Origin of the sequence: Bilifractor sp. HCP3S3_D3 (assembly GCF_052063915.1) — a bacterium.
GTDB lineage: Bacteria > Bacillota > Clostridia > Lachnospirales > Lachnospiraceae > Bilifractor.
Map to the genome: position 1 here is coordinate 15,145 of NZ_JBQHWP010000026.1, position 14,269 is coordinate 29,413.

Annotated in this window: 11 protein-coding genes; all 11 read right to left on the reverse strand. The window is 53.1% G+C overall.

Annotated features, from left to right (window positions below):
* Positions 1 to 38: 38 nt before the first annotated feature.
* Positions 39 to 629: an AAA family ATPase gene (locus ACTNDI_RS12650; protein ID WP_441101336.1), complete on the reverse strand. Its 591-nt coding sequence runs from the start codon at positions 627 to 629 to the stop codon at positions 39 to 41.
* A gap of 258 nt (positions 630 to 887) precedes the next feature.
* Positions 888 to 1,271: an Hpt domain-containing protein gene (locus ACTNDI_RS12655; RefSeq protein WP_441101337.1), complete on the reverse strand. Its 384-nt coding sequence runs from the start codon at positions 1,269 to 1,271 to the stop codon at positions 888 to 890.
* 96 nt (positions 1,272 to 1,367) lie between these two features.
* A complete protein-coding gene (locus tag ACTNDI_RS12660; RefSeq protein WP_441101338.1) occupies positions 1,368 to 2,972 on the reverse strand; it encodes a hybrid sensor histidine kinase/response regulator in 1,605 nt (534 codons plus the stop codon).
* A gap of 328 nt (positions 2,973 to 3,300) precedes the next feature.
* Complete coding sequence (locus ACTNDI_RS12665; RefSeq protein ID WP_441101339.1) at positions 3,301 to 5,391, reverse strand: PAS domain-containing hybrid sensor histidine kinase/response regulator; 2,091 nt, start codon at positions 5,389 to 5,391, stop codon at positions 3,301 to 3,303.
* Positions 5,392 to 5,633: 242 nt separating this feature from the next.
* Complete coding sequence (locus tag ACTNDI_RS12670) at positions 5,634 to 7,043, reverse strand: M18 family aminopeptidase (RefSeq protein ID WP_441101340.1); 1,410 nt, start codon at positions 7,041 to 7,043, stop codon at positions 5,634 to 5,636.
* A complete protein-coding gene (locus ACTNDI_RS12675) occupies positions 7,044 to 8,687 on the reverse strand; it encodes a hypothetical protein (RefSeq protein ID WP_441101341.1) in 1,644 nt (547 codons plus the stop codon).
* 24 nt (positions 8,688 to 8,711) lie between these two features.
* Positions 8,712 to 9,410, reverse strand: a complete 699-nt coding sequence (locus tag ACTNDI_RS12680) for a YkgJ family cysteine cluster protein (protein ID WP_441101342.1) — start codon at positions 9,408 to 9,410, stop codon at positions 8,712 to 8,714.
* Between the two features lie 110 nt (positions 9,411 to 9,520).
* The gene (gene thrH / locus ACTNDI_RS12685) at positions 9,521 to 10,126 is read right to left on the reverse strand and encodes a bifunctional phosphoserine phosphatase/homoserine phosphotransferase ThrH (protein WP_441101343.1); all 606 of its coding nucleotides are present in this window, start codon (positions 10,124 to 10,126) and stop codon (positions 9,521 to 9,523) included.
* 86 nt (positions 10,127 to 10,212) lie between these two features.
* The gene (locus ACTNDI_RS12690; protein ID WP_441101344.1) at positions 10,213 to 11,874 is read right to left on the reverse strand and encodes a family 43 glycosylhydrolase; all 1,662 of its coding nucleotides are present in this window, start codon (positions 11,872 to 11,874) and stop codon (positions 10,213 to 10,215) included.
* 139 nt (positions 11,875 to 12,013) lie between these two features.
* A complete protein-coding gene (gene ilvN, locus ACTNDI_RS12695) occupies positions 12,014 to 12,487 on the reverse strand; it encodes an acetolactate synthase small subunit (RefSeq protein WP_441101345.1) in 474 nt (157 codons plus the stop codon).
* 14 nt (positions 12,488 to 12,501) lie between these two features.
* Positions 12,502 to 14,124: a biosynthetic-type acetolactate synthase large subunit gene (gene ilvB, locus ACTNDI_RS12700; RefSeq protein WP_441101346.1), complete on the reverse strand. Its 1,623-nt coding sequence runs from the start codon at positions 14,122 to 14,124 to the stop codon at positions 12,502 to 12,504.
* Positions 14,125 to 14,269: the final 145 nt, after the last annotated feature.

The following is a 14,269-nucleotide window of genomic DNA, read 5'->3' on the forward strand; positions in this document are numbered from 1 at the left end:
CGGATCGCAGCCTGGTTTGACGGCGATGTTACAGATTTTCACTCATGAAGCATCTCTATGAACATCAGAAGGTATTTCGCGGTTTTTTCCCAGCCAAGCCTGCTGCTGTCGATCATCAGATCTCTTCCGCGTCTGTCGCCTCTGTATGTACCGGTAATATACTTATGCCTCGAATGATTCATCTCATCGTAATAGTCGATCTCGGCTTCCGCCTTGTCCCTTGAAACATGATCCTGTTCCATGATCGAACCGATTCTCACATCCTTCGGAGCATAGATAAAGAAATTCAGGACATCATCTCTGTCCTTCAGAATGTAGTTCGCGCTCCTGCCGATGATCACACAGGAGGATTTCTCCGCCATATTGTGAAGGACCTCGTACTGCGTGTAGATCACGCGATTCGTGAGGTTCGCGTATCTGGGCCCCAGGCTTGTCTCAAAGCTGTACTTGACATTTGCCTTGGTATCTGCCTCTTTTACCAGCTCCTTGTCCACGCCCAGCTGATCGACAACCTTATCGATCAGATCCCTGTCGTAATATTCGATATTCAGAGCTTCCGCAAGCATCCTGCCGATCTGGGGACCGCCGGCGCCGTACTCACATCCTATTGTGACAACCAAATGGTTCATCAGCCGCCTCCTTATCCGAAATCTCAGGCCGGAGCAACGAATAGAGAACTAATAAAAAACAAGCAGAAATCTAAAAAATGTATAAACAAAAGCGCCTCGCACATGACCATGTCATAAGCAAGACGCCCTTGTCTTAATATCCGTACCTGATTTATTTGACATTAAGAAAGATAACACTTAAAGATACGGATCTCAATAATTAATTTTCAGTAGATTCAGTCTCTCCGCACATACCACGAATTAACCGGCAGTTTCCGGTCAGCCGACGTACTTCCTCGTAAGATTCATCAGAAGATCCCTCTCCATCCGATACTGCTGCAGATGCAGCTCGAGTTCCGTGTCCTCTTCAGCAGCTTCTCTTCCAACACCGGAATACTTTCTGAGATCCTCGACAACCGCGGCCACCGCACGGTAGAAGGGTGTCAGGCTGAGGTTGGCGGAGGCGCCCTTGAGGCTGTGGGCGATGCCGAAAGCAGCCTTTCTGTCACCACGGTCGAGAGCATCCTCCAGCGTCTCAAACTCAGGTGAATCCGCGAACTTCAGAACGAGCATCCGGTAGAATTCCTCGTCGTTCATCACCCTCTGAATGCCCGCATCCGTATCCGCACCCCAGTTTTTTAATTCTTCGATCAGCTTATCCATACCATCACCTCCCGCCGGACAGAACCACACGTCAGGTCTGTTCCCTGCGGCCCATTACATCCGGGATCACCATCTCCCGCCGGACAGAACCGCACATCAGGCCTGTTCCCTGCGGCCCATTACATCCGACATCACCATGATCAGACGCTCGGGCTCGATCGGTTTCACAAGATGAGCATCCATTCCGGCATTGAAGCTTTCTTCAAAATTCTCGCGGAAGGCATTTGCCGTCATCGCGATGATCGGGACATGCGCCGCACCCGGAATATCGCGCATCGCCCGGATCTTACGGGTGGCCTCCAGGCCATCCATAACCGGCATCAGAATGTCCATCAGAATCAGGTCATAACGGCCATTTTCCCTGCGGAACAGGTCCACGGCCTCCTGCCCGTTCTTTGCGCTGACAACCTCAATGTTCCTGCTGTACAGAATCTTGCGCACAATCTCCAGATTGATTTCGTTGTCATCTACCACCAACACTCTCTTTCCGCTGAAATCCATCTCCTGTGAATCCGGGCGTTCGTCATACTGCTCCTCCGCCAGCGGAACCGTAAGCGTGACGGAGATGCGGGTCCCTCTGGAAGCATCCGACTCGGCCGTAAGCGTATCCGTGCCCATGGCGCGCACATAGCTTTTCAGGATAATCAGATCGATATCCAGGGAACCGATATGGGAATCGATTTTGCTCTTCAGATAATCGTATGGCTGGAACAATACCTTCAGCCGCTCCTGATCGATGACGATTCCCCGGTCTCTCACCGAGAACTCCAGCGTGACCATCTCCTGCGTCCGGAACAGTTCCCTGACATCCAGATCAATTCTCCCGCCCTGAATGGTGTAATTAATCGCGCTCTGCAGAAGCTTCAGCTGTATCTGCTGCAGACAGTGATGATCTGCCATGACCGTCAGATCTGACACGTTCTCCGTGTTCATGCGGAAGATCAGGCCCTTCTCGTACATGGACGGAGCGATCATCCGCTGTATCTCCTCAAAAAACGGCTTGAGATAAATCTCCTCCTCTTTCAGGACGATCTCATTTCTCGAGATTCTCCGGAGATCCAGCACGTCATTGATGGTCTCGTTCATGTAGGTTCCGGACATGGACACCTTGTGCAGATAATCGTCAAAGGCGGTATTGCTTCCGAGATCCGACTCGGCAGCCCTGGTCAGCCCCATAATAGAGTAGAGAGGCGTGCGTACATTTCTGCTCAGCAGCGTCAGGAACGTATTCTTCTCGTCACTCTCCTTATCCGCCTTCTGCAGTGCCCTCTCAAGCTTCCGGATATGTGCGCTGACATCATTGAAACCGCCGGTCGCGTCACGGATCCCCAGATAAATGATGTCTCCGTCTCCGCGGAAGAACGTGAATCCGCAAACCCGCAGATGTCCTTCCTTTCCGTGCACGGTATTGTACACCTCATATACCGGACTCTCCTGCAGCTTCGCAGAGACATTCTCCAGCTTCAGCTCGTTCAATGTCTTCATAGGGTCCGCATCCGCCGACACGTCGAGAATGTACGTGTAGATGATCTTCTCAAAATTGAACCGCATACCGGTGCTGGCCTTCCAGGCACTATCCCTTGCGGCAAGTGTCACCCCGTCTCCGGTCAGAAGATCAATCTTTAGAAAAACCTGATAAATATTCTCAAAGATGCTGTCAAAAAGATTCTGTTTTTCCTTATCTGTAATACCCGGATTCATATTTATCCCCCTTGCCCCATAGCCGATCTGTATGTGTCCCGGAAACCGCCGTCAAACGGAACCGCGCATGATGTCAGACTCCGCAAAGCGTTACAGAGTCAGCAGAGGATCCAGCAAAAAAATACGATAAATTGCGCCACATGATGTAAACAGCGCCACACACTGTATCAGCTGCGGATTGCTCCGTGCTTCGCACTCCTTATGCAGCAAAATCATCGGTCTCTGTGGATTTTTCCGTTATTTTTTTATTTAATCTATTATATCACATGAATAAATGTGAAGTAAATCCACAGCTTATACACTTTCCGCCACGCGTCTGTCCGATATGTCAGCGTGTGTTTATGGTTTCCATGAGCGTCGCAAGCAGCTTATCCGCGTCCAGCGGCTTGGTGATGAAGGAATTCATCCCGCAGGAAATCGCCCGGTTGACGGACTCCTCAAAGATGTCCGCAGACATCGCAATAATCGGAATCGTCCTCAGATCCTGCCGGCCGGAGGAACGGATTCGCTCCGCAGCCTCATAGCCGCCCATCGTCGGCATCATGAGATCGAGAATCACCGCCGCGTAATACCCCGGCGATGAGCCTTCCGCCATCTCCACAGCCTCTCTGCCATTCCCCGCGCAGTCCGCCCGGATACCGGCACGGCTCATCATGCGCAGCGCGATTTCCCGGTTGATTTCATTATCCTCGGCAAGCAGGACTCTCTTTCCCTTCAAAGCAGAAAAATCACGTTCCTCCCGTCCGTCACTGAAAGCCGTGTTCTGTCCCTCCTTACCCGTGCTGTCATTCTCCCCCGCATTTTTCTTCAGGAGTCCGAGCATGAGTGTCACCGTGAATACCGATCCGACGCCTTCCTCGCTGGAAACGGTAATCCCTCCTCCCATCTGCTCTGCCAGAGTCTTCGAGATCGAAAGGCCAAGCCCGGTACCCGAGCCATACTTGACCGGGTCCCGGTTTTCCTGAATGAAGGGCTGAAAGATTCGTTTCAGAAAATCCCGGCTCATTCCGCATCCGTTGTCCGAGACAACGATCTTAAGCTTCACCTTCCCGCCTGCTTCCTGATCAGAAATCTCCACACGTACCATCCCGTCTTCATCCGTAAACTTCACGGCATTATTCATCAGATTTATCAAGATCTGCTGCACACGCATACGGTCACAGATAACTTCCGGAATCTGAACACCACTGAAATCATAGGCCAGATTTACTTTTTTCCGGTTGGCAATGGGGCGGATGATTGTATCCGCGGCAGTAATGATATCCGCGAGACGGGTCTGCTTCTCCGACAGACGGAACTTGCCGCTGTCGATTTTTCCGATATCGAGCACGTCGTTGATAATGCCGAGCAGATACTGCCCGGACATATTGATCTTGTGCAGACAGTCCACGGCCTCATCCACATCCTTTGCCTTCATGCCAAGACTGGAAAGGCCGATCACCGCATTCATAGGTGTGCGCATCTCATGGCTCATTCTGGACATGAACATGTTCAGATTCTCATTTGTCTTCTTCTCCGCCTGAAGCGCGTCCTTCAATTCATCCCCGAGCCGCTCGATCTGCTTACGCTGATTGTAATCCTCGGTCACATCGATAAAACTTCCCACCAGACCGATAATCGTGTCCCCGTCGTAGATCGGCGCCTTGGTCGCGAGGATATCCCTCTCCTCGCCGCGGATTCTGCACTTCCCGTGCACCAGAAGCGTGCTTTCCCCGTGAAGGACTCTCTCTTCATCCCTGCGGAACGGATCCGGATCCTGGTGCCATCCCATCTCCTCATCGGTCTTGCCGATCAGCGCCTCGTCAGAGGGAAAACCGTAGAACTCCAGAAAAGCGCGGTTGACGCCGACGAAACGCCTGTCCGTATCCTTCCAGAAGATACAGTCCTGCGTCGTCTCCAGGACCTTATTCACCAGAAGCTTCCGCATCTTCTCCGCGGATGATTTCTGCCTGCGGCGTTCCCCATTTGTACTCGCATCTACCAGACTGCAGTACACCAGAATCCCTTTTTCCCCCAGATTTCTGCCGAAAATTTCTGCCGGGTACCAGCGATAATCCGAATCCTTCTTCCGTTTCAGCCGGACACGGTAAACATATTTCTGCTCCGTGTAATTTTTCATCCCCGCAAACAGATGATCAATCCGTTTCCGGTCATCCGGATGCATCCACCCGCACTCATCGGGAAAATCGTCCAGTCCGGCAAAGGATGCCTCCGCGCATTCTCTGTCGATCTGAAGGAATTCCAGAAGCTTGTCCGTGACCGCCTCGCAGCACATCCTGTCCGGCTGCAGCCGAAGAATGATCATCTGCACCGGTATCTTCTCTATTTCCCTTCTGGTATCATCCGAAAAAAATCTTCTCTGCTCTCCCATGTCTGCCACCCCGCTGTTCCATACTCCGGATCCCGTCCAGAAAATCACTCATTGATGTCTCTCCAAAACCACTGTTGTATGTCCCTGCAGAATCTTCCCTGTATATCATCATGGAATCTGCTGAATGCCACCGCAGCGAGATAAAACACGCTGCGCGAGTTTTATCTCGCTATCGCGACGCTCGCCGCACACGAATACTTCGCATTCGGCTGCGGCTCACTGTTCGCGTAAAAAAATACCGCGGTGATCCGGGCACCAGACACGAAGCCCGGAACCCCGCGGAAAAAGCGTCACCGGATTTCCGGCAGCTTTTCCTCATAGAAATATTTCGAAAACATGGCCAAATACTGCGGATCTCTGGCGCCTGCGGTCTCATAGGATGAATGCATGGCCAGCTGCGCCAGGCCGATGTCCACCGTATTCATGGACACCTGCGTATTGGAAATATTGCCGAGCGTCGAACCTCCGCGCATATCCGACCGGTTCACAAATCCCTGACACGGAATTTTATGAGCCTCGCACAGACAGCGGAAAATCGCCTCGGACACCCCGTCGGTGGTGTACAGCTGATTGGCATGATTTTTGATGACGATTCCCTGATTCATGCGCGGACGCAGAACCGGATCCGCCTTATCCGGAAAATTCGGGTGCACCGCATGCGCGTTGTCCGCCGATACCATAAAGCTGTTTGCAAGGATACGATGGCAATCCTCACGTCCGAGACCGAGGCCGTCCATGATCCGGTCGAGCGTATCACGCAGAAACGTCGATTCCGCGCCCTGCTTGCTTCTGCTCCCCGTCTCCTCATTATCAAAGACACAATGCATGCCAAGGATTCCTGTCCCGCTTCCGACCTCCATTCCCGAATCCACAAATCCGAGGAAGGAGCTGTAGCAGCATTCCAGGTCATCCAGCTTCGGACTCGAGATAAACTCTCGGTCCGCACCCCAGACCGACTGCGGTGTGCGGTTCACGAGAAAGAGATCCTCTCCGAGGATTTTTTCTCCCTTCTCCTCCTCAACGCCCGCGGCATCGGCAATCAGCTTCCGGAACCCCTCCCGGTCGCCGTTCTGACTGAACAGCGGAAGCATGTCCTTCTGCACATTATAGGCAGTGCCGTCATTGGCGTTCCGGTTCATGTGAATCGCCAGTGACGGAATCATCAGAAGATCCCGGTCGATGTTCACCAGTCTCTGTTCGATCCTGAATGCAGGAGAATTCTCAGCTTGTCCTCCCGGTGTCTCTTCGTCCCTGCTCCCTTCAATCCCGGATGCAGAAGATCTTCCTTCTGCTCCCGGTACCAGGACCAGCACTCGTCCGGCGACGGAAAGCGGACGGTCAAACCATGTACTGCACAGCATCCCGCCGTATTTTTCAATGTTCAGCTTAATCTCATCTGCATTTACACAGATCTCCGGCGACGGTTTTACCTTGAAGGTCGGCGAATCACTGTGACTTGCAATGATATGGACACTTCTGATCCCGCCTTCCGACAGAGCCGGAATCCGGAAAGAGAGAATGGACGAGCCGTTCCGCGTCACAAAATATCTGCCGCCCGGCTTCAGATTCCAGCTTTCTTCCTCCCTCAGCTCCTCATAATCGTGCTCGAGAAGCTCGTTCTTCAGATTTTCAACAACATGAAAACAGCTCGGTGACCGCCGGATAAAGTCCAGCACCCGGTCAGACGCATTGTCAAACATTTATTCTTCCTCTTTCTTTCTCTGATAATAATTCAGATGCTTCGAATTTCCCATGCGGGCATCGTGCGCAAGAGCATTCCGCTCCGTCTCATCCAGCTTGTATTCGGGAATGTGTATCTCGTCTTCCTCCGGCCTGAGCTCTTCCGGGTTCCGGATAATATGTGTGCCCTCATGTTCTTCCACATCCTGCACGTCCTGACGCAAACCCATCCGCTGCGCGTAGTTCCTGTTCTCCACATCCGCCGCGCGCTGTGCATAATTTCTATTCTCCACATCCGCCGCGCGCTGCGCATAGTATCTGCTCTCCGCGTCCGCCGCACGCTGCGCATAATATCTGCTCTCCGCGTCTCCCATCCGCTGCGCGTAATTCAGATGAGTCTCCGGCTCTGCCCGATGAGCGCTGCCGTCATATCCGCGCAGATCCGGATTCCCGGCGGCTTCCGCCATCCGCTGCGCGTAATTTCTGTTTTCCACATTCGCCGCGCGCTGCGCATAGTATCTGCTCTCCGCGTCCGCCGCGCGCCGCGCATAATATCTGCTCTCCGCGTCCGCCGCGCGCTGCGCATAGTATCTGCTCTCCGCATCTCCCATCCGCTGCGCGTAATTCAGATGAGTCTCCGGCTCTGCCCGATGAGCGCTGCCGTCATATCCGCGCAGATCCCGATTTCCGGCGGCTTCCGCCATCCGCTGCGCGTAGTTCTTGTTCTCCGCATCTGCCGCGCGCTGCGCGTAATTTCTGTTTTCCACATCCGCCGCGCGCTGTGCGTAGTTTCTGTTCTCCATGCCCGCCGCGCGCTGCGCAGCTGTTCTGCGGCTTGCCGCCGCCTGCGCCTCGCGAAGTGCCGCATCCTTGTCCGCATCCGACGGAATAAAGAAGCGCAGAAGCCTGGTCTTGTGCATGACAAAAATGCACAGGTCCATGAACAGATGGGCAATCAGCGTACTCACGATCACTCCGTTCGACTTCAGGAGAAAGTCCACCTTAAAGCCGTACCAGCATACAATCGCGGAATACCCTGCCATCAACCCCAGAAGCGGCAGGTTTCTCCACAGACCGGCGACCGTCTCCTTGAACCAGTCCCAGGTAAAATCGAAATACAGGAAACGGCCTGCGGCCAGCAGCAGAAAATACTGGATCAGCGTGTCATAGTTGTCGTCCTGGTAGATCACCTTGATATAGAGCAGAATCAGAATGATGTAGAACGAGCTTAAAAGCCGGATACAGGCCTTCTGCTCCGACTTGATATGCGTAAGACGAACAAGAGCCACGTCAAACCAGCTCGTAACCAAAACCGAAAGCAGAATGAAGACCAACAGCAGTATATCTCTGTACTTGAACCAGTACTGTGACAGCGGCGACCAGTACTCGTCCAGTAAATAGTATACGCTCAGGAAGAGCAGCACAGCCGTACTCGAGAACACCATCTCGTAAAAACTCTCAATCAGAGAAAAATGTGTTTTCCGAACCGCTTTCAGCGTCCGGGTATCCATATTTACCGCGTCCTTCCTGCCATGATAACCGGTCTGCACGCGCGCCGCGACCAGAATGACAGCCAGAACCCCGGCCAGACACAGAAACGAGACCAGAAAAAAAGGTCCCGCATTCTTAAAATCAAAGTAATGCGACAGATAAAAAGAATTCATGACAAACGCTTCCCTTCAAAAATATTACCGAAGCAGCGGTGCCAGCCCCTCTCGCGCCCTGTTCATTCTCCGGTCAAACTGCACATAGAAATCCGTCCCGGCCTGATACGGCATCACATAGAAGATCTGAAGCACATACCGCGTCACCTGATCCCTGCTCCGGTCCGTAAGCATACCGAGCCTTGCGCTCAAATCCTTCAGGAAAAAATGCCAGGTATTGATATAGGCTTCATACCGCCCCGTCTCCTCCTCCGGCACGCCGATCCAGTCACATACCTTTACCATGGAAGAACCGCCCTTTGTGCACTCCCCCTTCTGCACAAAGTAACGGAAGCTCCGGTCCTCATCCCGATAATATCTCCCCAACGGAAAGAGACGGCAGAACCCGGGTCTTATCTCGTGAATTCCGCAGCGTCCGTTGCTGTCCAGAAACGGACACCCGTCCTCCCTGGACGGATCCGCTTCGTCATGTTCCATGATATTCGGAAGGATCATCCCGTCCACAATGCGGATTTCAATTTCCTTCTCGATCATATCCTCAAAGCTTCTGCCCAGGCCACAGGTCAGACGGTACATGTCCAGCGGATCGAGAACGATCGAATCCCCGGTCATACGGCAGCAGTCTGAACACCCGCTGCAATCCCCGCATCCGACCGGCGCCTCATCCTCCGCCCGGTAAAACCGTCCGTCCCAGATATCCTCAATATCAACCTCACGGATCATATACGTTATCCACCTGATTTTGTACTTTTTCTGTGGATAACCCGAAATCGATGTTCATAACTCCGGTATTTATCCACAATGTCCACAAGTTATCCACAAAATGTGAACGTTCACTCAGCCATAGCCTTCCGGATCGCCTGAAGAAGATCACCGTATTCCTCAAAAGCCGGAATCTCCGGATGATCCGCCTTGATCTTCTCCGTGCTGCGGAACAGGAATCCGGCCTTGCTGGCCTGAATCATTCCCAGATCGTTATAGCTGTCTCCGCTCGCGATCGTATCGAATCCGATGGACTGCAGTGCCTTCACGGTGGTCAGCTTGGACTGCTCGCAGCGCATGCGGAAGCCGGTGATTTCCCCGTTATCCGCCACATCCAGCGTGTTGCAGAACAACGTCGGATTGCCCAGCTTCTTCATCAGAGGTGCCGCAAACTGCTCAAACGTATCCGAAATCAGAATGACCTGCGTAAAGGAACGCAGCTCGTCCAGAAACTCACGCGCGCCCTCCAGCGGATCTATGGTCGCGATGACATCCTGTATTTCCTTAAGACCGAGGCCGTGCTCCTTCAGGATTCCAAGTCTCCAATTCATCAGCTTATTGTAATCCGGCTCGTCCCGGGTCGTTCTCTTCAGCTCCGGAATCCCGCTCGCCTTTGAAAAAGCGATCCAGATCTCCGGTACCAGCACTCCTTCTACATCAAGACATGTGATATACATGATTCATTTCCTCCTGTTATACTGTATATATTTTCATCCGGTCAAACATCGACTCCTCAGATGACGAAAAATCAAATCCCCAGCACTCAGCCAAGTGAAAAATCAAGCAGATCAAACTGACCTTTTCCCTCAAAGGCCAAATAAAGCGGCGCGGTTCCCGCCTCCTGTTCCCAGGAGGTACTGTATTTCCTCCACTCTCCGCTTCCGCTCACCTCAATCTCTGCCACAGCTTCTCCGTCGTCACCCGTAATCACGTACAGAACGCCGTCTCCACGTCCCCGCATCGTAACGGTGATTGTAACCTCCTCGCCGTCGAACTGAAAATATTTGTAGCCGATGATCGTATCGCTGCTGATCCGGCCGACATACGTTTCCTGCTCCTTCCCCTTCGTCCCGGGAATTCTGCTGCACATGATTCTCGGCGCGTGATAGTCCATGCCGGCATTCGATCCGTGCCGCATTCTCCCGTTTGTCAGATTGCAGCAGATCGCCGCCGGATAGGTGCCCTCCGCCTTCAGCGGACCGCCGTTCAGGCCGCAGCTGGTCATCTCCACCTGATCGATTGTACCGTCTTCCAGAACCTCAATCGGCTCCGCACATCCCTGCCGGCTGTAATCGCTCATATTCGTCAGCCGGTGATAAAAGACATACCACTGCCCGTTGATGTACTCGATGCCTCCATGGTTCGTCCCCGTATGGTTCAGCCTTTTGGACGGCTTCCTTCCATCCAGGTAGATATCGCCGTTTGAAATAATCGTCCCGCGGAACGTAAAGCCATGATCCGGATATTCGCTGGTGGCATAGCACAGCTCGTGATTCTGTCTCGAAGAATACACAAAAATGTACATCTTCCGGATCTCATAATTCGTGTCACGAACCGTTTTTCTGCTTTCACTCCTCACTCCGGCCTCTTCCGCTCGGGACAGTTCATCTGCCGGCGTCTCTTTTCCCGCCGACAGCTGTTCATCCGCCGGCGTCTCTTTTCCCGCCGATGTATCTTCTTCAACCCTCACCCGGTATTTCACACGCCGAATTGAGCTTCCCTCAAAAAACGGATGCCCGCTCTTCACGAATTCGTCCGGGACAATCTTCACAGGCTCCGATCTGGCCGTGAGCATGTCGTCCTCCAGTTCCACCATGCAGGCGCCGTCAACCTCGCCCTTTACCGCCCGGATTTCCTCTGCCGTGCGCCCGAACATCTTTTCCATCATTTTCCGCGCCGCCGCAGGGGGCATTCTGTGCGAAAAACCGTAGTATGTTCCGTAATACAGGCGGATCACGCCGTCGTCGTTCAGAACTGCCGGATCAAAGCAGACATATTTTGTCAGAGGGTTTCCTTCGCTGTCTCGGACGATGCCCAGATACTCGTAGTGTCCGTTCGGCTCATCCGCCACGGCAACGCTGACCGGGTTGCTGTAGCCACCCTTTCCGCGGTAGCCTGCCATGCAGTAATACAGATAATATCTGCCATCCTTTCCGCGGACGCAGTCCGGTGCGTACATGTACGCCATTTTCCCTGCATTGTACAGCGGATCCTGTTTCGCGCTGTAGATCGTCCCCGCGCAGGTCCAGTTTCCGAGGTCATCAACGGGAGCCGACCACCCGACATAGTCCCTGGCACAAAAGGTGGCGGCATTTGCCCTGTCATGGGAACCGAAAACATACACGCGGTCTCCGAATACATGCGGCTCACCGTCCGGGACATATTCATCCAGTGGTAAATACGGGTTAAATGCCTGTTTCGTCATTTTTTCCTCCGCTCTGCTCAGCCCTTCAGCATCGCGATAACGCCGGTCCGCTGAAGCTCAAGAATTTCAAAACTCTGCTCAGCCCTTCGACATCGCGATGACGCAGGTCCGCTGAAGCCCAAGAATTCCAAAACTCTGCTCAGCCCTTCGACATCGCGATAACGCCGGTCCGCTGAAGCTCAAGAATTCCAAAGCTTCTCACCAGTTCAATGAATTCATTGATGGTATCCGGCTCATCCGTAATCAGGATCACCATGTTTTTCGGCGCTACGTGACGAATTTTCGCTCCCATGACGCTGCAGATCTCAATGAGAGAAGACCGGTTGGTCTGGGAATAGGAGACCTTGATCAGCATGGTCTCAAGCTCAACACACCTCGGTTCGTCCAGCCGGCGCACCTTGATGACATCCACCTTTTTGTTCAGATGCTTCTCGATCTGGTCAATTGTTCTCTGATCTCCCGTAGACACAATGGTCATACTGGAGACATCCTTCCTCTCCGTCTCACCTACGGCAAGGCTATCTATATTGTAGCCCCTTCTCGCGAACAGACCGGAAATTCCGGAGAGTACGCCGTCCTTATTCTCTACCAGTACGGAAAAAATACCTTTCATTTTTCGCGCCCTCCTTAATTTGTGTTGTTCGCGGAGTCAATCTCGCAGACCATGATGCACGCCCCCGGGCACGCCAGGAATCTGTCGAGTTCATCGTCCAGGGTCTCATTGGAATCCGCGTAAAAATAATCCATGTCGTAGGCTTCCGCCAGCTTGTCATAATGCGGATATTTATGCAGCTGCACTCCCGAGTAACGCTTATGGTACTTCTTCTCCTGGTGCTCGCGGACCAGACCCAGGTATGTGTTGCGCATCACCAGAATCTTCACCGGAATCTTATTCACGGCAATCGTTCCCAGTTCAAACATCGACATCTGAAAATCACCGTCTCCGCACACGGCAACCACCTGCCGGGACGGATCCACAAGCTTGGCGCCGATCGCAGCCGGAATGGAATATCCCATCGTTCCCATTCCGCCGGTCGTCAGGAAACGGCCGTTCTTCATGATGTAGTTGTCTGCCGACCAGAGCTGATTCTGGCCGACATCCGCGATATAAATCGCGTCGTCGTCCATTTTTTCCGACAGATGCTGCACCAGCGTCATCGGATTCACAAGAGCATCACTGAACTTCCGATGATCAACCGTGCTGTGCTTGATTTCCTCCAGCTGCTCCAGCCACGCACTCGTGTCTACATGAATGTCCGCGTCCAGAAGCGCCTGGAATACAAGCCGCACATCCGCCACAAGCGGGATCGTCGGTCCAAGGTTCTTGCCGATCTCGGCAGAATCGATATCGATGTGAATGATGTTGACCTGTTTTTCCAGGTTCTCCGGCTTCGGAACAGCGCGGTCGGCGATTCTGGCCCCGACCACGATCAGAAGATCACTATTCGATACCGCGCGGTTCGCGTACGGCTTGCCGTTGTTGCCCAGCATGCCGAAGTACAGCGGATGCGCCTTCGGAAGGACTCCCATACCCATCATGGTATGCACAAGAGGAATCTGATTCTTCTCGCAGAAAGCCCGCACCAGCTCCTCCCCGTTTCCGAGGATCACTCCGCCGCCGACACAAATCAGCGGTTTTTTCGCCTTATTGATGGCTGTCACCACCTTCGAGAGCTGCTGCGCGTTTACCTTCGTGTTCGGCTTATACCCCCGGAGATTTACCTCCTCGGGATACACAAATACCTTCTTTAAGGCAGCGCTCTGTACGTCACATGGAATATCAATCAGTACCGGACCCTTGCGCCCGCTGGACGCGATATAGAAAGCCTCCTTGAAGATACGGGGAATGTCGTCCGCGTTCTTGACAAGGTAGCTGTATTTTACAAAAGATTCTGTGGCGCCTCTCATATCCGCCTCCTGGAACACATCCCTTCCCAGAAGGGAACTGTTCACCTGGCCGGTAATCGCCACAATCGGAATGCTGTCCGCATACGCGGTAGCAAGCGCCGTGATCAGATTCGTCGCTCCGGGACCGGAAGAGGTCACACAGACCGCTGTCTTCCTGGACACGCGGGCATAGCCGCTCGCCTCATGGCCGGCCGCCTGCTCCTGACGCACCAGAATGTGCTCAATCGACGGCGCATCATAGAGCGCATCGTAAAAAGGCGCAATCGCGACTCCCGGAATTCCGAAAATCTTGGTAACGCCCTCCGCTTCCAGACACTTCACCATTGCCTCTGCACCATTCATTCTTCTTCCTCCAATCTTTTGACATACTCCCACGGCTGAAGCCGTGGGATTCTTTAGATTCTCTTAACATCACCACAGTCGTATAGGAGGGATATAGTTAAGTCTTTCAAGATTTATCGTCTATAGGATTTCGATACCTGTGTAC

What these genes read in the sequence shown, in the direction of transcription:
- ACTNDI_RS12690 (WP_441101344.1), bottom strand. Translation starts at nt 11,874, where the DNA reads ATGACGAAACAGGCATTTAACCCGTATTTACCACTGGATGAATATGTC.
- ACTNDI_RS12670 (WP_441101340.1), bottom strand. Translation starts at nt 7,043, where the DNA reads ATGTTTGACAATGCGTCTGACCGGGTGCTGGACTTTATCCGGCGGTCA.
- ACTNDI_RS12680 (WP_441101342.1), bottom strand. Translation starts at nt 9,410, where the DNA reads ATGATCCGTGAGGTTGATATTGAGGATATCTGGGACGGACGGTTTTAC.
- ilvB (WP_441101346.1), bottom strand. Translation starts at nt 14,124, where the DNA reads ATGAATGGTGCAGAGGCAATGGTGAAGTGTCTGGAAGCGGAGGGCGTT.
- thrH (WP_441101343.1), bottom strand. Translation starts at nt 10,126, where the DNA reads ATGTATATCACATGTCTTGATGTAGAAGGAGTGCTGGTACCGGAGATC.
- ilvN (WP_441101345.1), bottom strand. Translation starts at nt 12,487, where the DNA reads ATGAAAGGTATTTTTTCCGTACTGGTAGAGAATAAGGACGGCGTACTC.
- ACTNDI_RS12655 (WP_441101337.1), bottom strand. Translation starts at nt 1,271, where the DNA reads ATGGATAAGCTGATCGAAGAATTAAAAAACTGGGGTGCGGATACGGAT.
- ACTNDI_RS12660 (WP_441101338.1), bottom strand. Translation starts at nt 2,972, where the DNA reads ATGAATCCGGGTATTACAGATAAGGAAAAACAGAATCTTTTTGACAGC.
- ACTNDI_RS12675 (WP_441101341.1), bottom strand. Translation starts at nt 8,687, where the DNA reads ATGAATTCTTTTTATCTGTCGCATTACTTTGATTTTAAGAATGCGGGA.
- ACTNDI_RS12650 (WP_441101336.1), bottom strand. Translation starts at nt 629, where the DNA reads ATGAACCATTTGGTTGTCACAATAGGATGTGAGTACGGCGCCGGCGGT.